Source organism: Streptococcus sp. 5905, from assembly GCF_013276505.1.
Classification (GTDB): Bacteria; Bacillota; Bacilli; order Lactobacillales; family Streptococcaceae; genus Streptococcus.
In genome coordinates, this window is record NZ_VMLC01000003.1 from 19017 (window position 1) to 37856 (window position 18840).

Here is an 18840-nt window from a genome sequence, read left to right on the forward strand (position 1 = left end):
TCCTTATTCTAATCCACGGAAATAGTCCGTGTCAATCTCTCGGTAGGGCTGGATATCCTGAACATACTCTAGCACGCCTTGGAATTCTCCGTTTTCATCGTGTACGGCGGCATAGGTGATGTGGACAAACTTGCCTCGCGACTCAGACTTGAACCACATTTCATACTTGTCCTTTTTACCTTCACGAAGACCTTTCATAACGGCCTTCACCTTATCTAGGTACTTGGGCGGATGGCAGAGTTCAACATTGCGCCCGACTTGGGACGGCGTCCGTTTAAAAATCATCTCATCAGCTGGCGCATTGTCATTGTAATACTGGAAAATATCATCTTTATTGACAAAGGTAATCTCCATAGGGAGGTGATTGAGGATGAGGTTGGCCTGCTCTACGGAGAGATAGCCATTGCCAAAAGCCTGTTGACTATGACGATCCAGCACCGCTTCCTTTTCCTTAGGGGTAAAGGTAATGGTAAACTGACCTTCTGGCGTATCGATAACTTTCTGAACCTGGCCTTCAGCCGTGTCTAGTTGTACGGTCTCCTCTGAGCCATTTTCCTCAACGAAACTCTGACGCTCTGGCACCCATTTCTCAGACGGACGGATGATGGCATAGCTATAAGCATCACTCTCCTCCGCAATCTGAATCCAGTCATCCTGAGTGAAGGACTCAAGAAGAATCATGAGGAGGATGGACTCTTCCTTGAAAATCATACTTTCAAACTCTGTCGCAAAAGCTTCAAAAGCTTCTTTTACACTGCTAATCGAAACTTCTGGTAGTGACTTGGCTGTCGTTAGAGCTGTTTGAAAGAGTTCCCTGATCTGATCATCCACTCCCCACATAACCTTAGGAGGGGAATCGTGTCCATAGCGCTCCATGATGGGAAAGAAGAGCTCTTCCTTGCGCTGGTAGTGGATGTCAAATTGACCCAACAGCCCCATTTGACGGACCAAACCCTTGCGCATCTCCGCAAGCATTTCCTCGTCTTCCATAGACTCATAGGTATCCAACAATCTCCGAATGCGAATCAAAGCTGCACGGAGAGCCAAATTTTCATCCTTGAAGACGCGAACTGGGTGGCCAGGGTGTTCGGTATCCTCCACTTCGACACCCTTAACAGCGTTTTTAAAAAGATTGGCATGGACATCACAGAGTTCCATGACATCTTCAAAGGTGACACCTGAGTCTGAGTTCATCAGCTCGTGCTCCATGAGGGAAATCTCGATGGCTGAAACACCCGTAAAAGTCGCATCAAAACGCTCCTGAACTGACTCAGGAGAGGCGCCATTATGCAATTCTAACAAAATATCCCGTAGGATATGAATCCGTTCATCTGCCATTAGTCTAATCCAATCACTTCATAACCATTCGCTTCCAGTGTGCGGACAATCTTGTCCATAGGCGTTCCTTCAAGCTTAGAACCCTGTTTGAGCGATACTTTGCGACCGACTGTATTGCGCATCAAGGGATTGGCTAGAGGTTTAAAACCCAGCTCCACTAGAATTTCCAAGACTTCTGGATGCTTGTCCACCACTTCCGCAACGGGTATTGACACATCGATGATATTGTCCATGACGACCTCCATGTATGTTCTAAAATGATTTTACTGCTTATATTATACCATAAGGACGATTAGCATACACCAAAAAAGAGGGGCACCCCCTCTTTCTTAGTTTTTATCCAGATTGCGTAGCATCTCGTCAATCTTGTTTCCATATTCGATGGATTCGTCTTTGACGAAGGTTAAATCTGGGATTTTGTACAATTTTAAATTGCGACCAAGTTCACGTTTGATAGTACCAGTTGCTTTTTCAAGCCCGATTTGAGCTTTTTGATTGTCTGAAGCCAGGTTACTCAAAATGGTGTAGTAAACCTTGGCAACAGACAAATCCCCCAGCATCTGAACATCTGTGATGGTCACACCTTGGACACGTGGATCACGGACTTTCTTTTGCAAAATCTCATTGACTTCACGCTTGATTTCCATGCCCACACGATCCGTACGGAAATGATTTGCCATGATATTCCTTTCTCTACTTTGAACCAAAAGCTAGGCCAGCAGACCTAGCTATTTCTGTTAGATAGAGGAACTAGAGCCATTTGAATCTAGGAAACAAGCCTTAGATAGAACTAAGGGTTCATCAAGGCACTGTTGACGACGAGTCAAATCGGCTATCGTTTCTCTATTATCTCTTGATTTCTTCCATGACGTATGCCTCAATCACATCATCAGTCTTGATGTCATTGTAGCCATCGATCATCAATCCACCTTCACGACCGTTTGTAACTTCTTTGACGTCGTCTTTGTAGTGTTTCAGGCTTGCAAGTTCGCCGTCATAGATAACGACACCGTCACGGATGACACGGACTTTAGAATCACGGGTAACCTTACCACTCATAACCATAAATCCACCGATGGTTCCCACTTTAGATACCTTGAAGGTTTCACGGATAACTGCTTCACCGATAACTTTTTCTTCAAATTCTGGGTCAAGCATCCCTTTCATAGCTTCTTCCATCTCTTCGATAACCTTGTAGATAATACTGTGGAGACGGATTTCTACATCGTCAGCTTCCGCTTGTTGACGCGCTTGTGGTGTAGGGCGTACGTTGAAACCAACGATAAAGGCATTGGAAGCTTCCGCAAGAGTGACGTCAGATTCGTTGATAGCACCGACTGCCGAGTGGACAATGGTAACTTTGACACCTTCTACATCGATCTTTTGAAGTGAGGCAGAAAGGGCTTCAACAGAACCTTGTACGTCGGCCTTGATGATAACGTTAACTGACTTAAGCTCACCAGCTTTAAGCGTATCAAAGAGGTTTTCAAGGCTGACACGTTGGGTAGCCTGACGTTGCTTCATGAGGGCACGCTTCGCACGCTCTTCACCTGCTGCACGCGCAGATTTTTCATCTTCGTAAACAGCAAAATGGTCACCAGCCATTGGCGCTTCGTTTAGACCTGTGATAGAAACCGGCGTTGATGGGCCTGCGACCTTGACACGACGACCAAGGTCATTGGTCATGGCACGGACACGACCGAAGGTATTTCCGACAACGATTGGGTCTTGGACATTCAAGGTACCTTGTTGAACAAGAAGGGTTGCGACCGCACCTTTTCCTTTATCCAAACGAGCTTCGATAACTGTACCGATCGCACGCACTGTTGGGTCTGCCTTGAGTTCTTGAATTTCAGCTACAAGAAGGACCGTTTCCAAGAGTTCATCGATGTTTTGGTTAAACTTAGCTGAGATTTCGACAAACTCAGAATCCCCACCCCAAGCTGTTGACATAACCCCATGCTCTGCCAATTCACCGATAACACGTTCTGGGTTGGCACCTGGCTTATCAATCTTGTTGATGGCTACGATGATTGGAACGTTGGCTGCTTTTGAGTGGTTGATGGCTTCGATAGTTTGAGGCATAACCCCGTCGTCGGCCGCTACAACCAAGATGGTAATATCGGTAACAGAAGCACCACGCGCACGCATAGAGGTAAAGGCCGCGTGTCCTGGCGTATCAAGGAAGGTAATCTTCTTGCCATTTTCCACAATTTGGTAGGCACCGATATGCTGAGTGATACCACCCGCTTCACCTGTCGCAACACGAGAGTTACGAAGGGTATCCAAGAGGGTTGTTTTACCATGGTCAACGTGTCCCATGATGGTTACAACTGGTGGACGCTCAACCAATTCATCTTCGTTAAGATAGCCATCTTCGACAAAGAAACGTTCGATGTCGGCATTATCCACTTCAACCTTTTGTTTGGCTTCGATACCATAATCCACCATGAGGAGTTCGATGGTTTCTCCATCTAAGGATTGGTTTTGTGTGGCCATCACACCCATCATAAAGAGTTTCTTAACGATTTCTGCTGGTTCACGTTTGATACGTTTTGCGATTTCCGCAACAGTCATACCATCTGTATACTCAAATTCTGTTGGCAATTCGTGGAACTTGCGCTCTGTAACAGGTTTTGGAGCCTGGATACGGTTGTTTTGCTTGTTCCCTTTTTTATTTTTCTTGTTGTTATTCCAGTTACTATTTCTTTGATTTCTCACTTGATTCTGACTACTTCGATTCTTTTGTTGTTTTCTAGGACCATCTTCTTCGTGATCATAATCGTCACGTTCTTTGTCTGGTCGAGCTTGTTTTTTACGACGTGTATCCACTGGCGCTTCTTTCGCTACAGGAGCTATTGATACCGCCGGCTGCGTTTGTTCAGCTAACTTAGCAGCTTCTTCAAAGATTTCCTCTGGTTCCTTGCGTTTGTTAGCTTGAACCAAGGCTTCTTTAGCAGCTTGCGATTGTTTGAAGCGCTCCTCGCTTGAACGTGCGTACTCTGCATTTTGCTCTGCTTTCAGGGCTGCTGCACGGGCTTTAAAGTCAACACGTGGCCCAGCTTGCTTGGGCTGGAAGTCTTGTTGCTGACGGCGATCATTGCCACGATTTCCTTGACCTTGTGGTTTTTTCCCTTGATCGTTGAAACGGCGATTGTCGCGGTTTCCTTGACCAGGTTTGCCACCATTACGGCCGTCGTTTTTCTGACGGTTACCGTTTTGTTGTTGGTCACGGTTGTTGCCCTTGTTTTGTTTGCGTCGCTCTGCCTGCTCTTTGGCACGCGCCTCACGCTCCGCCTTGAAGTTTCGACTCTGTGGTCTTGCGGCCACTACTTTTTCTTCCTTAGGAGCTGCAGGTGCAGCTAGTTTGCTTTCTTCCTTAACGACTGCTGGTTTAGCTGAGGCAGACTTTTCCGCTTTCTTTTCTACACTTGCTTTTGGTGGTACAGGTTTTGCTTCTGCTTTCGGAGAAGCAGGCCTAAAGCTCGCTGCGATTTGCTCAGCAGCAGCAGCTTCCACGCTCGATGAGTGGCTTTTCACATCCAAGCCCAACTCTTTTGCACGCGCTACAACTTCTTTACTTTCTTTTCCAAGTTCTTTTGCGATTTCGTACAATCTTTTCTTAGACAAATCATGTCCTCCTCTTCTATTCCATAAGAGACCTCATTTTCTTTGTAAATCCAGCATCTGTCACAGCCAAAACCTTTCTCGATTTTCCGACTGCTATGCTTAATTCCAGTGTTGAAAACACGGTTATAACTTCTACTTGATAATAGTCACTTTTATCTTGAATCTTCTTGGTTAGATTAGGGCCAGCATCCTGTGCTAGAAAGACTAGCTTGGCTTTCTGGTCTTGGATGGCCTTGACCACCAATTCCTCACCTGATATGATCCGACCTGCTCGCTGAGCAAGTCCCAAGAGATTGCTTATCTTTTGCTTATTCAAGTCCTAACTCTCTTCTTTTTACTTTGTGATCAACATAAGCGATCAACTCGTCATAAAAGCTTTCTTCAACTTCCATGTTAAAGCTGCGGTTAAAGACTTTCTTCTTTTTTGCCTCTAGGGCTTCTGCATTGTCTAGCTTGATATAAGCGCCACGGCCATTGGCCTTGCCTGTCGGATCGATAAAGACCTGTCCTTCTTTGTTCTTGACAATGCGGAGCAAATCACGCTTATCAATCACTTGGTTGGATACAACAGACTTGCGCAAAGGGATTTTTCTTGTTTTCATCTTTCCCTCCTCTAGCAGCTTTTATTCTTCAATCAATTCGTCCGCAGCTGCGTAATCCACTTGACCTGCTTCTTCCATAGCTTCAAACTCACTTGCAGACTTGATATCGATACGGTAACCCGTCAAGTGAGCTGCCAAGCGAACGTTTTGTCCACGACGACCGATGGCAAGAGAAAGCTTGTTATCAGGTACAACGACCAAGGCACGTTTGCTGTCATTTTCATCAAAGATAACTTGGTCAACTTCTGCAGGTGCGATGGCATTGTAGATAAATTCAGCTGGATCTGCTACCCACTCGATAACGTCGATGTTTTCTTCGACAGGAATCATACGATTGCTCTTCGCATCGTAGCGAGCTGGGTGGAATTTGCTGGTGATTTTCTTGATGTTGGCACCACCACGTCCAACGATTGTACCGATAGCATCCACGTTTGGATTGTGGCTACGAACGGCAACTTTCGTACGGTCACCAGCTTCACGAGCCACGCTCATGATTTCGACAGTTCCATCGTAGACTTCTGGGATTTCTTGTTCCATCAAGCGTTTAATCATTTCTGGATGGCTACGGCTAACAAAGACGTTGACACCACGAGGATTGTCTTCAACCTTGTAAACGTAGACTTCGATACGGTCGTGAGAAGCAAAGACTTCTCCAGGGATTTGGTCTTGTTTTGATAATTGGGCTTCGATGCTACCAAGGTTAACATAAATGAAACGGTTGTCAAATCGTTCTACTGTACCAGACATGATTTCTTGTTCATGTTCTTTGTAAGTATTGTAAGTGATGGCACGTGTTTGCTTGCGCATTTTTTCCATAATGGTTTGTTTGGCAGATTGGGCTGCTACACGACCAAACTCAGCTGGTGCTTCTTCAAACTTGATTTTGTCACCAAGCTCATAGGCTGAATTAATGGCAAGGGCATCTTTCAAGCTGATTTCCAAACGGCTATCAAATACTTCATCAACAACTTCACGGACAGTATAAACTGTAAAGTCACCTGTTTTTTCATTGAAGTCAATGGCTACGCTGTCAGATTGACCATAGCGTCTGCGATAAGCGGAACGAAGTGACTCTACTACTGCGTCGATGATGTCTTCTTTTTTGATTCCCTTGTCTTCTTCCAAAATGCGGAAGGCCTCTAGCATTTCTTTACTCATGTTTTCTTCACTTTTGAATCCTCAAAAGCTATCCTTTCTTTTCTATAGTTTTACTGCTAAACGTGCTTTTGATACTAAACTGTATGGAATTTGGACGGTTTTCTTACGTGTCTTGTCCATATATTCCATGGTCAACTCGTCCTCTTCAAAGGATATCAAGGTTCCTTCAAAGACTTTTTGTTTATCAATGGCTTGGTAGAGCCCGACATGGATGTATTTTCCAACTGCTCCAGCGACGGCATCCTTGGTTTTCAAAGGACGTTCCAAGCCTGGACTGGTGATTTCTAGGAAATATTGTTCTGGGAAGGGATCAGGCTTGATGGTATCTAGGACAGGACTGATGATTTCTGTCAGGTCTGCCGTGTCGTTCAAGGTAATTCCTTCGGGTTTATCTACAAAAATACTGAGAATCATGTCACTGCCAATCTTTCCATACTCGATATCCACGAGTTCGAAAGGTGCTTGGATGACAGGTTCTACAACTTCTCTGACTAATTCTACGATTGTTGCGATTGCGTCCACCTCCTCATAAGCAAGAGGCGAAGATATTTCCCCGCCTCTCTTTCTCATATTCTTACTATTAGTATAGCACGTTTGTCAATTTATGTAAAGCATAAGCACTCAAACGGCTGATTTTCAAGCTATTTCTTAAAATTCTGCCTCAACTCGGTAAATCACTTGACCTTTGCTGGAGAATTTTTGCTCATATTCCGTCATGACATTGCCTTCAAAACCACTGGCATGCAAGTCTAGCCAAACCCCATTGAGTTTCATCCCATACTGAGAAAAGCTTACCAAGCTGTACTCAAACAAGCCACGATTGTCTGTCTTGAAATGGATTTCCCCATTCTCAGGCAAGATGCGCTTGAAGGTATCCAAGAAACTCTTGTAAGTCAAACGACGTTTTTCATGGCGTTTTTTAGGCCATGGATCTGAAAAGTTTAGGTAGAGACGATCAATCTCACCGTCTTCAAAGTAATCAGTCAAATCCGAACCATCTACCCACAGCAACTTGATATTGGGCACTCCAACTTCAAGCACCTTGTCTAAGGCATAACTCAATACCGACTTTTGGATGTCAATCCCGATGTAGTTGATGTCAGGGTTTTGCTTTGCCATTCCTGATACAAAGGCCCCTTTCCCACTTCCAACTTCTACATGAATAGGATGATCATTTCCAAACAAGTCTCGCCATTTCCCTTTTGCTTCTAAGGGATTGAGGACAACATACTGGGGATTGGCCTCTAGTAATTCTGTCGCCCCTTTACGATTTCTAACTCTCATCTCTTCTTTCCATACTTGTCACGGAAGACACGCAAGGCGTAAATCTCCCGGTTTACATTATCTAAATCTTGATTTACAAAGTATTTGGCAATCTGGCTCAAGTAAGAATACTGACCATACCAATACAATTTATCTAACACTGTCTGATTGTACTTATAGCCGTAGTCTCTCAACCATTGGCGCCACTGATGATCTGGAATGTAGTGGCATAGCAAATGCGCCACATCAAACATACGATCCGTCAGGCGAACCGAATCCCAATCCACTAGATAAACGAGTCCACTCTCTGTCTCAATCCAATTACTATGGCGAAGATCACCGTGCACAATCGTAGCATGGTCTTCTCTAAATCCTGGAACTGTCCTGCGCAAATCATCAATCACCGAGTTTAAGTACTGATGTCGTTTCAAGACTTCGGGTGCTTCCTGCCTCCAAGACTGCAACAAGTCTACTGGCGTTTCCATGGTATATCCCAAACGGCTCAACTGCTTCATCAAAGGACGTGAGCGGTGAAGACGTGTCAAGATATTGATGATCTGCTTGCGGTTCATATCGTGCGGTGTCAAGATTTTGCCCGTCAACCATTCCTGGGCACACATATCACGACCATCTGGCAAACGACGAGTCCATAGTAATTGAGGAGCGATTTGTTCTCTGGCTAGGCCAGGTAGGATTGGAGAGGTGTTCATTTTTACAAAGACGCGCTTCCCATCAGGGTAGCTTCCCATATAAGCTTTGCCGCTCTTCCCAGGTATAGGGGTCAGCGTTAGCTCATTATCACCCAAGTCCATTTCTTTCCTCCGTATAAAGTTTCCTTACTATTCTACTAGTTTTTAGTCTATTCGTCAACCAATCTTTTTAGTTGGTAAGGTAAATAAAACAATTGTAGGAAGAGACTAGCCCCTACAAGAGCCAACAAGGCTATTTTTTCTTGAAAAACCACTGCTCCGACCAGCAATTCCAGCAAAAGAACTGCACTTCCCACACCAAGCACAATCTGTTTCAATCCCTTCTCTTTCTCCCCTTTTTCTAGTGGGAAGAGCTGGGTCAAATACTGGTAGTCAAAGGCGTGATAGAGGGCCAGTAGCTGGAAGAGCAAGAGGTAGTTAAATAGAACCACCACTGCTGTCGCTATCCAAGTTTGCTCGATAAAGACTAGAGCTAGCAAGGATAGGAAGAGGAGGCGGAGACTGAGCGCAAAGAGGTCTCCATTTCGCAAGTAAGAACGAAGATAGAGGTTTTGCCAAATCTTCCCTGGCACCTTTTGAACAGTCTTTAGGATAAAATCCAGATAAGCGCGACGTTTGACACTATTTGAAACACCCTTAACCTGAGTAAAGAGAGCAAAGAAACGAAGCAAAACTTGCTTGCGCTTGCTTTCTTGGGAGATCACATAGTCCCAGTCAAGCCTATTCTCTGTAAAAAATTTACTGGATTTTTGGCGAAATACTAGGTACTTCGCTGCTCCCAATAAAAGCACATAGATGAGAAAGACTGGCAAGCCATAACCCATGGCTAAAAATAAGGGCGCAAATAAAAGCAAGAAAAGTGTTTGGACAAAGAGCCAAAAGACCAGTGAGCGCATCGTCTGCCCTTTGAGGTGAGACTTAACCTCCTCTTCACTGACTAAGAGAAAGAGTTTATCCGGTCCTTCCATATAGGTCGCGATTCCTCCCCAAGCTAAAAGCAAGGCAGATACAATCCCCAAAAACAAGAGGATAGGCCAGTGATTTTCAGGAAAATTTTGCAGGAGTTGACTGTACTGGTAGGCTAGAAAACCGATGAGAACCAGCAGGAACAAGACAAAGTGGTCATTGAGAACATAGCGCAGATAACCGACACACTCCTTACGAAAAGCCTGCTTTCGCTTTAAAAACAAGTCTTTCATAGCTCCTCCTCTTTGGTCAGAGCCAAGTAAATGTCATTCAAACTTGCTTCAGGCATGTCAAAGGCTTCGCGTAGTTGCGCCAGATTCCCCTTGGCACGCACCTCTCCCTTGTGGAGAATGACAAAGGCATCACACATCTTTTCCGCCGAGTCCAGGACATGGGTACTCATGAGAATGGACTTGCCTTTTTGCTTTTCTACTTCTAGAAGCTGAATCAAGTCAGAAATAGCCAGCGGATCAAGCCCAAGGAAAGGCTCATCTACGATAAAGAGGCTCGGATCCACGACAAAAGCACAGATAATCATGACCTTCTGCTTCATCCCTTTGGAGAAATGAACAGGAAACCAATCTAATTTTTGATCCAGACGGAACATTTTTAACAAAGGCTCTACTCGATCAAAAGCTATATTCTGCTCAATACCATAAGCCATAGCCACCGTCTCGATATGCTCTCTGAGAGTCAATTCCTCATACAGACTAGGCGTTTCTGGGATATAGCCAATCTGTTTGCGGTAGTTGGTCGCATCTTCTCGCAGGGTGAGACCGTTAATCTTGATTTCTCCACTGTAGGGTGTCAACAGACCGATAATCTCATTGATTGTCGTTGATTTCCCAGCACCATTCAGACCAATCAAACCGACCAACTGCCCACTTTCAACGGTAAAGGACACATCTTTCAAGACAGGAACATGAACATAGCCTCCTGTCAGGTTTTTAATTTCTAACATATTTTCTCCGAATCTGGTATAATGTAGCTATATTATATCAAAATTCAATACAGTAGAGGTGGATTTTATGTCAGATTGCATTTTTTGTAAGATCATCGCAGGGGAGATTCCTGCTTCAAAAGTATACGAGGATGAGCAGGTTCTTGCCTTTCTTGATATCTCTCAAGTAACGCCTGGACACACCTTGGTCGTACCAAAAGAGCACTACCGCAATCTTTTGGAGATGGATGCTGCGAGCGCCAGTCAACTCTTTGCCCAGGTGCCAACAGTGGCTCAAAAAGTCATGAAGGCTACTAAAGCTGTCGGCATGAATATCATTGCCAATTGCGAGGAAGTCGCTGGTCAAACGGTCTTTCATACCCATGTGCACCTCGTACCTCGCTACGGTGCAGAAGATGACCTCAAGATTGACTTTATCGCTCACGAACCTGACTTTGACAAACTTGCCCAAGTCGCTGAAACCATTAGAAACGCTTAAGGAGTTGCCATGAAACTATCCAATCTATTGCTATTTGCAGAAGCTGCAGCTGGAAGTTATTTTGTCGTGAAAAATCGCCAAGCCATCACAGAGGAGTTGATGGATACTAGCGACCGTGTCGAAGCTATGAAGGAGGATTTGGATGTCATTCAAAACAGCCTGCAAATCATCAACCAACAAAAAGCCCTCATCAAGGAATACCAAAAAGACTTGACCTACAAGTTCAAAGTCTTGGAAAAAGATTTCCAAACTAGAATGGCGGTCCTCCAAGAAGAAAAACAAGGATAAGAGAATCTCCAACTTTCCTTAAACTCTTTTTTGGATACTAGGTTTGAACAGAAAAGTGAGGGAATGAAAGTGAAACAGTTTTTAAAAGTTCTAGCGAAGGTCATCGCGATCCCTTGTGGTTGCCTCTGCCTGCTTGCAGCCTTGGCATTTCTACTACTGATGAATCTTTTCAAGGCCTCACCGAGTGACATCCAAAAAGGGAATGACGACTTAAAACAAATCTTTATCTCTCTTGACATGCCTCCTAAGAAAGTAGAATCAAATGGAAGGTATCAATTCGAGGGTGGAGGCTTACATTTTTATGTTACTTTCTCAGATGAGGTCATCAATAGCCACCCCGTCCTAAAAGAAAGTCCAAAACTAACCAAAAACCGACTCGAAGTCTATGTCCTCCAGACAGGAGAGATTTCCTACTATAAAGTAGGGGATAACTTGTTCAATCATGGCTTATTCCAATTTTTAGAGAAGGAAAGCGAGAAGTATCTCCAAGAAAAAGGAAAGAAATTTAACCCTAATTACTCACTTCTCTTTTGGGATGATCAGGAAAGTTTTAAAAAGGGAATTGCATTCTATGAAAAAGCTTTGACTTTGGTGGATATTCAGGATAACTCGGCGATCAAGCACATTGATTCTATCACAGTTAAGCCTGGCAAAGAAGCGGAAATCAAGCAACTCATCCAGGAGATGGATGAGGCTGGCTTGCTCACTCAAAAGTATAAATAGTAGACTAGCTGGAGAATGATTTCTCGATGCTAAATTTCCCAAGATTATACAAAAAAGAGCCCGCCGGCTCTTTTTACTTTATTCTCCTTCAAAGGCATCTTTTATATGGTCAAAGAAACCTTTTTTCTTTGGATTAACTTTCAAGTCACCTGCAGCTGCGAATTCCTTCAAGGCTGCTTTTTGGCGGTCGTTCAAGCCTGTCGGAGTCACGACATTAACGGTTACGTATTGATCACCAACGGCACCTCCACGAATGCTTGGCGCTCCCTTGCCACGTAGACGGAATTTCTTACCTGTCTGAGTTCCTTCTGGGATGACCAATTCAACATCACCATGTACAGTTGGAATTTCCACAGTATCTCCGAGGGCTGCTTGGACAATATTGAGATTCAACTTATAGAAAATAGTTGTTCCTTCACGTTCAAACTTATCGCTTGCTTCTACAGAAACCACCACGTACAAGTCACCATAAGGTCCACCATTAAAGCCTGCTTCACCTTGACCCGCTAAGCGGATTTGTTGGCCTGTTTCCACACCAGCAGGAATCTTCACATGTACGCTATGGGCTTGTTTTTCATGACCTGTTCCGTGACAAGTTGTACATGGATCTTTGATTTCCTTTCCGCGACCATGACAGACATCACAGGTTACTTGACGGCGCATCATACCAAGCGGAGTCTGCGTATCAACGTTAATGACACCAGCGCCATGACAGCGTCCACAAGTGACTGGACTTGTCCCTGGCTTAGCACCAGAGCCGTTACATGTACGACAGCTGGCTTCACGATTGTATTTAACTTCTTTTTCCGTTCCAAAGATAGCTTCTTCAAAGGTCAAGTTCACACGATACTGGAGATCATCACCTTGACGAGGAGCGTTTGGATTGCGCGAAGCCCCGCCTCCACCAAAGAAACTTGAGAAAATATCCTCAAACCCACCGAAGCCACTTGCTCCGTCAAAGCCACCGAAACCGCCAGTACCACCAAAGCCACCGTTGGCACCTGCAGCACCATACTGGTCGTAGGCTGCACGTTTTTGGTCGTCACTCAAAGTCTCATAGGCTTCTTGAACTTCCTTGTACTTTTCCTCAGCACCCGGCTCCTTGTTGATATCTGGGTGATATTTTTTTGAAAGCTTACGATAAGCCTTTTTGATCTCGTCTGCCGAAGCGTTTTTTGACACTCCCAGACGATCATAAAATTCAGTATTGTTCATACAAGATACTAAGAGCGAACAGAAAGCGACTGAAATTTAGGAAACCGACAAGAAATCCTGATTTCTTAGGAGGTTTATCTAATTTCCAAGCTTTCCGCTCGAGTTCAATTACGAACACCCTTATTCCTTTCTATAATTTATAAGTAAATCATTAGAGGGTATTTTCTATACTCTGCTTCACTTCATCAAACTCTTTGTCCGATAGAGTAAAAATCAAGTCCTCTTCTGAATATTCGTTCTGTTCTTTAAAATAGTTGTCAGTATTTTCTGCCAAACCTAGACCAAGAATCACTTTTCTTGCAAACTCTTGATGTGCAAAGCCAATAGCAGTAATGATATTTTTATCTTGCAGGACAGCTTTTGTTTTAAAATTTTCCCGAGGAAGAAATTCAAAATAGTCAAAGAAGTTTTGCCAAATTCCACCAGTAAATTTCGTGTCATTCAACAAACCAGCTTTCGCTAATAAAATGGGCGCAGAAGAAATTGCTGCAATCAAGATATCCTGCTCACCGAGTTCTCTCAAAAATGAGGCTAATTTTTCATCCTGTAGAGCAGACCCTATATTTACCATTCCTGGCAAAATCACACAAGAATACTCTTCTATACGTACTTGATCCAATGTTTTTGTAGGTAAACAAGGCAAGCCATCTTCAGAGACCACCATCGAATGATCTGAAGCTACATAATCAATCGTGATGTCAAAAGATAGAGCTAAAGTACTTGTTAAAGAGGCTATCTCATAAAGAGAAAAATTGGGATAAAGGATACAAAGTACTTTTTTCATACGCAACATCCTCTATTTTACCGAAAAACAGAGGCTGGGTTGCAACCTCTGGATTTCTTCCTATCATTACGACGTTCAAGTTTTAAAAATCAAACTAGTAATGCTGAATTGAGCACGCCCTAACCTCTTGGTGAAAAAGAGACGTAGCTGTTTTCGCTTTAGCGAATTACAGATATGGCTACCTTTAGGTGCAAATCTTTCTAGAAACTAAAGTTTCTGCGTCAGATTTCCTATTTTCACTGTAAGGTTTTAACGGGCTTTGCATCTTATTTTTCCGTAAACTCTCCGTCTACGACGTCATCGCCTGCGTTTCCTGTTGCTTGTGCGCCTTCTGCTCCTGTTTGAGCTTGTTGAGCTGCTGCGGCTTGTTCGTAGAGTTTAACAGCAAGTCCTTGAGCTTTTTCGTTCAATGCTTCAAGTTTTGCTTTCATTTCGTCCAAGTTGTTATCTTCTTGGGCTTTCTTAAGTTCATCAAGGGCAGCTTGGGCAGCATCACGTTCTGCATCAAAGCCTTTTCCTTCAGTTTCCTTGATTGTCTTTTCAGTCGCGAAGATTGCTTGGTCTACTTCGTTACGAAGATCTACTTCTTCCTTACGTTTCTTATCTGCTTCAGCGTTTGCTTCCGCATCTTTCATCATGCGGTCGATTTCTTCGTCTGTCAAACCTGAGTTTGATTGGATGACAATTGTTTGTTCTTTTTGAGTTCCAAGGTCTTTGGCCTTAACAGATACGATACCGTTCTTGTCGATGTCAAATGTTACTTCGATTTGAGGAATTCCACGAGGTGCAGCTGGAATATCTGTCAATTGGAAGCGTCCAAGAGTCTTGTTATCTGCTGCCATTGGGCGTTCACCTTGAAGAACGTGGATATCAACGGCTGGTTGGTTGTCTGCCGCAGTTGAGAAGACTTGTGATTTAGATGTTGGAATAGTAGTGTTGCGATCGATAAGTTTTGTGAAGACACCACCCATTGTTTCGATACCAAGTGACAATGGTGTTACGTCAAGAAGGACAACGTCTTTAACATCACCAGTAATGACACCACCTTGGATAGCGGCACCCATAGCAACAACTTCGTCAGGGTTTACTGATTTGTTTGGTTCTTTACCAGTTTCAGCCTTAACAGCTTCTACAACGGCTGGGATACGAGTTGAACCACCAACAAGGATAACTTCATCGATTTCTGACAAGCTCAAACCTGCATCTGAAAGGGCTTGACGAACTGGAACTTTTGTACGTTCTACAAGGTCACGAGTCAAATCGTCAAATTTCGCACGAGTCAAGGTCATTTCCAAGTGAAGAGGTCCAGCTTCACCTGCAGTGATAAATGGCAAGCTGATTTGTGTTGAAGTTACACCAGAAAGGTCTTTCTTAGCTTTTTCAGCCGCATCTTTCAAACGTTGCATTGCCATCTTGTCAGTAGACAAGTCAATACCGTTTTCTTTCTTGAATTCTGCTACCAAGTGGTCGATGATTTTTTGGTCAAAGTCGTCACCACCAAGTTTGTTGTCCCCTGCAGTTGACAATACATCGAAAACACCGTCACCCAATTCAAGGATAGATACGTCGAATGTACCACCACCAAGGTCGAATACCAAGATTTTTTCTTCTTTGTCAGTCTTGTCCAAACCGTAAGCAAGAGCTGCTGCAGTTGGTTCGTTGACGATACGTTCTACTTCAAGACCAGCGATTTTACCAGCGTCTTTTGTCGCTTGACGTTGAGCATCGTTGAAGTAAGCTGGAACTGTGATAACTGCTTTAGTTACTTTTTCACCAAGGTAATCTTCAGCGTAGCCTTTCAAGTATTGAAGGATCATAGCTGAGATTTCTTGTGGAGTGTATTCTTTTCCATTTGCAGAAACTTTTTCAGAAGTTCCCATCTTAGACTTGATAGAGATAACTGTATCTGGGTTTGTGACTGCTTGACGTTTCGCAGCGTCACCAACGATGATTTCACCGTTTTTGAATGATACTACAGATGGAGTTGTGCGGTTTCCTTCTGGGTTTGCGATGATTTTGCTTTCAGTTCCTTCAAGAACTGCAACTGCTGAGTTTGTTGTACCTAAGTCAATACCGATAATTTTAGACATGTGTTTTTCCCCTTAAATTTTATATTCTTTCTTTTTGATACTCTTCTTAGGTGGCGGCGCCGTCAGAGCTTGACTTCGTCAATCTCTTTGACTAAACTTTGAGCCTAAGGTCTCAAAGTTTGCGCAAATAGCGCCACGGCGAAGAGTATCATCTTTTGTTCACTTCGCTCACTATTGCAAAGCTGAACTACTTTCTTATCTTTCTTCATAGTTTATTGTCGTTTCGGACAAGATTTCAATGTATTTATGTTGCGACACGAGAAGTCGAAATCAATTTTATTTCGACGACGAGTTAGTAAGGAGGCTAGGCAAACGCCATAGCGATTGCCGTTTTCTGACGAGTTGCTTCAGCAACCGTCAGAATTGCCTAGTTATAGACCGCTACCATCGCTGGGCGTAGGATGCGGTCATGGAGTTTGTAGCCTTTTTGGAAAACTTGGGCGATGGTGTCTGCTGGGTGTTCATCGTCTGCTGGGAGAGTTTGGATAGCCATATGGTAGTTATGGTCAAACTCTCCGTCCGCTGCGATTTCTTCGATTCCCTCTTCTTTCAAAGCATGAACCAAGCTTTCTTGCACCATCTCCAAACCCTTCTTCACATCATCTGTCAAACCTTCAACTGCTAGTGCACGCTCAAGGTTGTCCAAAGAAGGGAGGATAGCCTTTCCTAAGTCTTGACTACGATAACGTTGCAAGAGTTGGCGTTCTTCATTGGCACGGCGTTGGATATTTTGCATTTCCGCATGAGCGCGAAGGTATTTATTTTCAAACTCGTCCGCATGTTCATTTGCCAAGTCTAGTTCTGACTTTTCAGGAGTTGTTTCTTCAGTTGTTTCAACAACTTCCTCTTCTTTTACTTCTTCGTTTTTTATTTCCTCAGACATTTTTCGCCTCCTTTTTAGGAATTTATGTAATTTCATGTTCAACTCACCTCATAATGATTACTACTCAAATAGCGATAGAAATCTGTGAGTTTCATAGTTAGGACTCGATTGACAACATTGAGTTGATTAACCAATTGCTGGTAATCCAGATTGACCGGACCAATAATCGCCAGAATTCCAAAACCTCGATAAGGAATGAGGAATTTACTGCTAATCACTGCTAGGTCTGCCAGACAAGATTCTTGACTGTCCGCAACACGGACGCTTTGCATCTGATCTTCATGCAGACCTTCACGAATCTCCAGAGCCACTTTCTGTGGTTGGTCAAAGAACTGATAGGCTGCGAGATTGGCAAAATTCAAAAGATTGACCTTGCCCGACACCACAATATTTTCATTGAACATTTCTTTAAAAATATGTTCAAAAAGATCCATGACATTGTCCGTTGTTGTAAAGTAACGCTGGATAATCTGCGGAATCTCCGTCCGAATCTTGTAGTGAATATCTAGAACGGTGTGACCGAGGAAACGTTCCTGAATGATTGCCTTAAGCTTCAGCAAATCTTCCTGCAAGAAGTTCCTTGGAATCAGAAATTGACTGGTAACCGTTCGCGACTCGTCTAGGGTAAATACTGCCAAGGCTGTATGTTGCCCTAGAACAACGATATCAAAAGCTGTCAACCGTTGCCTGCTCGGCTCAACATCCAGTGCTACTACCGTACAGCCACTCAAGTCTGTCAAGACATTAGCAGCCTCTTGTAGAATATCCTCCAGTTTGAAGAATTCCTGATCAAAGGCTTTGACAATCTCATAAACCTCATTTTCAGCTAATCGGTCAAAATCCAGTAAGTGTTTCACATAGTACTGAAAACCAGCAACACTTGGCATCCGACCGCTTGAAGTATGAGCCTTTTCAAGCAAACCTTGCTTTTCTAAAGCCGCCATATCATTACGAATGGTAGCACTGCTAGAATTGATAGATTCTTGCAAGGCTTTGGATCCAACAGGTTCGTGCGTTTTAGTAAAGATGTCAATAATCAGATTTAAAATATCCTGCTGACGCTCTGTAACCATCTCATCACTCCTCTCTGTCCGATCGATTAGCACTCGATACATCCAAGTGCTAACTCATGATTCTATTATACACCCCTGAAAGAGAATGTCAAGACAAAAACTCAAAAAATTAGCACTCTTTTGCCAAGAGTGCTAAAAATCAGTCTGAAGACCTAGAAACTTACCTTTCATCTACTTGGTATTTCCTTTTAAGCCTGAAAAAACCACGGATTAGATAAGAAATCAGGAAAGCATATAAAACAAAAATAATAAAGAAAGATTGAGACAAGTTTTCTCGAAGTAAACTCATACAAACAACAAGACCACCTGAGAAAGCAGCTGTACAGGATCGAAGTCTAGAGCACATTACCTCCCATCTGAGACCATTAGTCATATAGACTTGATCCTCTGGAAGTATATCTGAAGATGATTTACGAAGAATCAAACAAGAACCTGTTTCTATCAATTCCCAACCGCTATTTTTAAAATTTTGTAGTTCATGCTTATACTTTTTAAGATGGCGAGTATCATAGATATGGTAGATGACATCATCCGGTTGACATTGCTCAAAATAGAAAAAACCAAAACGGTTAGTTCTATATCTCCAACCTTTCAAGTGCATCTCATGCAAATATTCTTCTTCCTTGTCCAAATCAACTATTATAAAAATCCGAAATTGTACTTCACTATTCATTATCT

Annotated in this window: 21 protein-coding genes; 3 read left to right on the forward strand and 18 right to left on the reverse strand. The window is 43.4% G+C overall.

Annotation, left to right across the window (positions count from 1 at the left end):
- Positions 1–3: 3 nt before the first annotated feature.
- From HT680_RS05680 to HT680_RS05735, 12 genes are all read right to left on the reverse strand, one after another.
- Positions 4–1338 (reverse strand): DUF438 domain-containing protein, encoded by a 1335-nt coding sequence (locus tag HT680_RS05680; RefSeq protein ID WP_173258903.1) that lies wholly within the window; start codon positions 1336–1338, stop codon positions 4–6.
- Entirely contained in the window at positions 1338–1571 is a 234-nt protein-coding gene (locus HT680_RS05685; RefSeq protein WP_000368739.1) for a DUF1858 domain-containing protein, read from the reverse strand. The genes HT680_RS05680 and HT680_RS05685 overlap by 1 nt, the downstream gene beginning before the upstream one ends.
- Before the next feature lie 96 nt (positions 1572–1667).
- Complete coding sequence (gene rbfA / locus HT680_RS05690) at positions 1668–2018, reverse strand: 30S ribosome-binding factor RbfA (protein ID WP_001273601.1); 351 nt, start codon at positions 2016–2018, stop codon at positions 1668–1670.
- A 166-nt stretch (positions 2019–2184) separates the two neighbouring features.
- Positions 2185–4968, reverse strand: a complete 2784-nt coding sequence (gene infB / locus HT680_RS05695; RefSeq protein ID WP_173258905.1) for a translation initiation factor IF-2 — start codon at positions 4966–4968, stop codon at positions 2185–2187.
- Positions 4969–4984: 16 nt separating this feature from the next.
- Positions 4985–5284, reverse strand: coding sequence for a YlxQ-related RNA-binding protein (locus HT680_RS05700; RefSeq protein WP_001041399.1), 300 nt, complete (start codon positions 5282–5284; stop codon positions 4985–4987).
- A complete protein-coding gene (locus tag HT680_RS05705) occupies positions 5277–5570 on the reverse strand; it encodes a YlxR family protein (RefSeq protein ID WP_061417918.1) in 294 nt (97 codons plus the stop codon). Before HT680_RS05705 ends, HT680_RS05700 begins: the two co-directional genes overlap by 8 nt.
- Before the next feature lie 21 nt (positions 5571–5591).
- A complete protein-coding gene (nusA, locus tag HT680_RS05710; protein WP_173258907.1) occupies positions 5592–6728 on the reverse strand; it encodes a transcription termination factor NusA in 1137 nt (378 codons plus the stop codon).
- 42 nt (positions 6729–6770) lie between these two features.
- The gene (gene rimP, locus HT680_RS05715) at positions 6771–7250 is read right to left on the reverse strand and encodes a ribosome maturation factor RimP (RefSeq protein ID WP_173258909.1); all 480 of its coding nucleotides are present in this window, start codon (positions 7248–7250) and stop codon (positions 6771–6773) included.
- Positions 7251–7376: 126 nt separating this feature from the next.
- Positions 7377–8012: a tRNA (guanosine(46)-N7)-methyltransferase TrmB gene (gene trmB / locus HT680_RS05720; protein ID WP_125416544.1), complete on the reverse strand. Its 636-nt coding sequence runs from the start codon at positions 8010–8012 to the stop codon at positions 7377–7379.
- A complete protein-coding gene (locus HT680_RS05725; RefSeq protein WP_000363016.1) occupies positions 8009–8803 on the reverse strand; it encodes a phosphotransferase family protein in 795 nt (264 codons plus the stop codon). Before HT680_RS05725 ends, trmB begins: the two co-directional genes overlap by 4 nt.
- Before the next feature lie 47 nt (positions 8804–8850).
- Positions 8851–9900 carry an ABC transporter permease gene (locus tag HT680_RS05730; protein ID WP_173258911.1) on the reverse strand — a complete coding sequence of 350 codons (1050 nt, stop codon included), beginning with the start codon at positions 9898–9900 and terminating at the stop codon, positions 8851–8853.
- Positions 9897–10628: an ABC transporter ATP-binding protein gene (locus HT680_RS05735; protein WP_173258913.1), complete on the reverse strand. Its 732-nt coding sequence runs from the start codon at positions 10626–10628 to the stop codon at positions 9897–9899. The genes HT680_RS05730 and HT680_RS05735 overlap by 4 nt, the downstream gene beginning before the upstream one ends.
- A 67-nt stretch (positions 10629–10695) precedes the next feature.
- On the opposite strand from HT680_RS05735, the gene HT680_RS05740 reads away from it, so the two are divergent.
- The 3 genes from HT680_RS05740 (at position 10696) to HT680_RS05750 (ending at position 12117) form a co-directional block, all read left to right on the forward strand.
- Positions 10696–11106 (forward strand): HIT family protein, encoded by a 411-nt coding sequence (locus tag HT680_RS05740; protein WP_173258915.1) that lies wholly within the window; start codon positions 10696–10698, stop codon positions 11104–11106.
- 9 nt (positions 11107–11115) lie between these two features.
- Positions 11116–11394, forward strand: a complete 279-nt coding sequence (locus HT680_RS05745; protein ID WP_173258917.1) for a hypothetical protein — start codon at positions 11116–11118, stop codon at positions 11392–11394.
- 63 nt (positions 11395–11457) lie between these two features.
- Positions 11458–12117, forward strand: a complete 660-nt coding sequence (locus HT680_RS05750; protein ID WP_173258919.1) for a hypothetical protein — start codon at positions 11458–11460, stop codon at positions 12115–12117.
- 78 nt (positions 12118–12195) lie between these two features.
- Here HT680_RS05750 and dnaJ read toward each other — a convergent pair whose 3' ends face one another.
- From dnaJ to HT680_RS05780, 6 genes are all read right to left on the reverse strand, one after another.
- Positions 12196–13332 (reverse strand): molecular chaperone DnaJ, encoded by a 1137-nt coding sequence (dnaJ, locus tag HT680_RS05755; RefSeq protein ID WP_173258921.1) that lies wholly within the window; start codon positions 13330–13332, stop codon positions 12196–12198.
- A gap of 151 nt (positions 13333–13483) precedes the next feature.
- Positions 13484–14116 (reverse strand): DJ-1/PfpI family protein, encoded by a 633-nt coding sequence (locus tag HT680_RS05760; protein WP_173258923.1) that lies wholly within the window; start codon positions 14114–14116, stop codon positions 13484–13486.
- A gap of 266 nt (positions 14117–14382) precedes the next feature.
- A complete protein-coding gene (gene dnaK, locus HT680_RS05765; protein ID WP_173258926.1) occupies positions 14383–16206 on the reverse strand; it encodes a molecular chaperone DnaK in 1824 nt (607 codons plus the stop codon).
- Positions 16207–16573: 367 nt separating this feature from the next.
- Positions 16574–17089 (reverse strand): nucleotide exchange factor GrpE, encoded by a 516-nt coding sequence (grpE, locus tag HT680_RS05770; RefSeq protein WP_173258928.1) that lies wholly within the window; start codon positions 17087–17089, stop codon positions 16574–16576.
- 38 nt (positions 17090–17127) lie between these two features.
- Positions 17128–18162, reverse strand: a complete 1035-nt coding sequence (gene hrcA, locus HT680_RS05775) for a heat-inducible transcriptional repressor HrcA (protein ID WP_173259369.1) — start codon at positions 18160–18162, stop codon at positions 17128–17130.
- 160 nt (positions 18163–18322) lie between these two features.
- Positions 18323–18835 carry a DUF2812 domain-containing protein gene (locus HT680_RS05780; protein ID WP_173258930.1) on the reverse strand — a complete coding sequence of 171 codons (513 nt, stop codon included), beginning with the start codon at positions 18833–18835 and terminating at the stop codon, positions 18323–18325.
- Between the last annotated feature and the right edge of the window lie 5 nt (positions 18836–18840).

Excerpts from the sequence above, each read along its gene's own strand:
- trmB (WP_125416544.1), bottom strand. The coding sequence starts at position 8,012 with ATGAGAGTTAGAAATCGTAAAGGGGCGACAGAATTACTAGAGGCCAAT.
- HT680_RS05730 (WP_173258911.1), bottom strand. The coding sequence starts at position 9,900 with ATGAAAGACTTGTTTTTAAAGCGAAAGCAGGCTTTTCGTAAGGAGTGT.
- dnaJ (WP_173258921.1), bottom strand. The coding sequence starts at position 13,332 with ATGAACAATACTGAATTTTATGATCGTCTGGGAGTGTCAAAAAACGCT.
- HT680_RS05760 (WP_173258923.1), bottom strand. The coding sequence starts at position 14,116 with ATGAAAAAAGTACTTTGTATCCTTTATCCCAATTTTTCTCTTTATGAG.
- HT680_RS05680 (WP_173258903.1), bottom strand. The coding sequence starts at position 1,338 with ATGGCAGATGAACGGATTCATATCCTACGGGATATTTTGTTAGAATTG.
- grpE (WP_173258928.1), bottom strand. The coding sequence starts at position 17,089 with ATGTCTGAGGAAATAAAAAACGAAGAAGTAAAAGAAGAGGAAGTTGTT.
- HT680_RS05780 (WP_173258930.1), bottom strand. The coding sequence starts at position 18,835 with ATGAATAGTGAAGTACAATTTCGGATTTTTATAATAGTTGATTTGGAC.
- HT680_RS05750 (WP_173258919.1), top strand. The coding sequence starts at position 11,458 with ATGAAAGTGAAACAGTTTTTAAAAGTTCTAGCGAAGGTCATCGCGATC.
- HT680_RS05740 (WP_173258915.1), top strand. The coding sequence starts at position 10,696 with ATGTCAGATTGCATTTTTTGTAAGATCATCGCAGGGGAGATTCCTGCT.
- HT680_RS05725 (WP_000363016.1), bottom strand. The coding sequence starts at position 8,803 with ATGGACTTGGGTGATAATGAGCTAACGCTGACCCCTATACCTGGGAAG.
- hrcA (WP_173259369.1), bottom strand. The coding sequence starts at position 18,162 with ATGGTTACAGAGCGTCAGCAGGATATTTTAAATCTGATTATTGACATC.
- HT680_RS05745 (WP_173258917.1), top strand. The coding sequence starts at position 11,116 with ATGAAACTATCCAATCTATTGCTATTTGCAGAAGCTGCAGCTGGAAGT.
- nusA (WP_173258907.1), bottom strand. The coding sequence starts at position 6,728 with ATGAGTAAAGAAATGCTAGAGGCCTTCCGCATTTTGGAAGAAGACAAG.
- HT680_RS05705 (WP_061417918.1), bottom strand. The coding sequence starts at position 5,570 with ATGAAAACAAGAAAAATCCCTTTGCGCAAGTCTGTTGTATCCAACCAA.
- HT680_RS05685 (WP_000368739.1), bottom strand. The coding sequence starts at position 1,571 with ATGGACAATATCATCGATGTGTCAATACCCGTTGCGGAAGTGGTGGAC.
- rbfA (WP_001273601.1), bottom strand. The coding sequence starts at position 2,018 with ATGGCAAATCATTTCCGTACGGATCGTGTGGGCATGGAAATCAAGCGT.
- dnaK (WP_173258926.1), bottom strand. The coding sequence starts at position 16,206 with ATGTCTAAAATTATCGGTATTGACTTAGGTACAACAAACTCAGCAGTT.
- HT680_RS05735 (WP_173258913.1), bottom strand. The coding sequence starts at position 10,628 with ATGTTAGAAATTAAAAACCTGACAGGAGGCTATGTTCATGTTCCTGTC.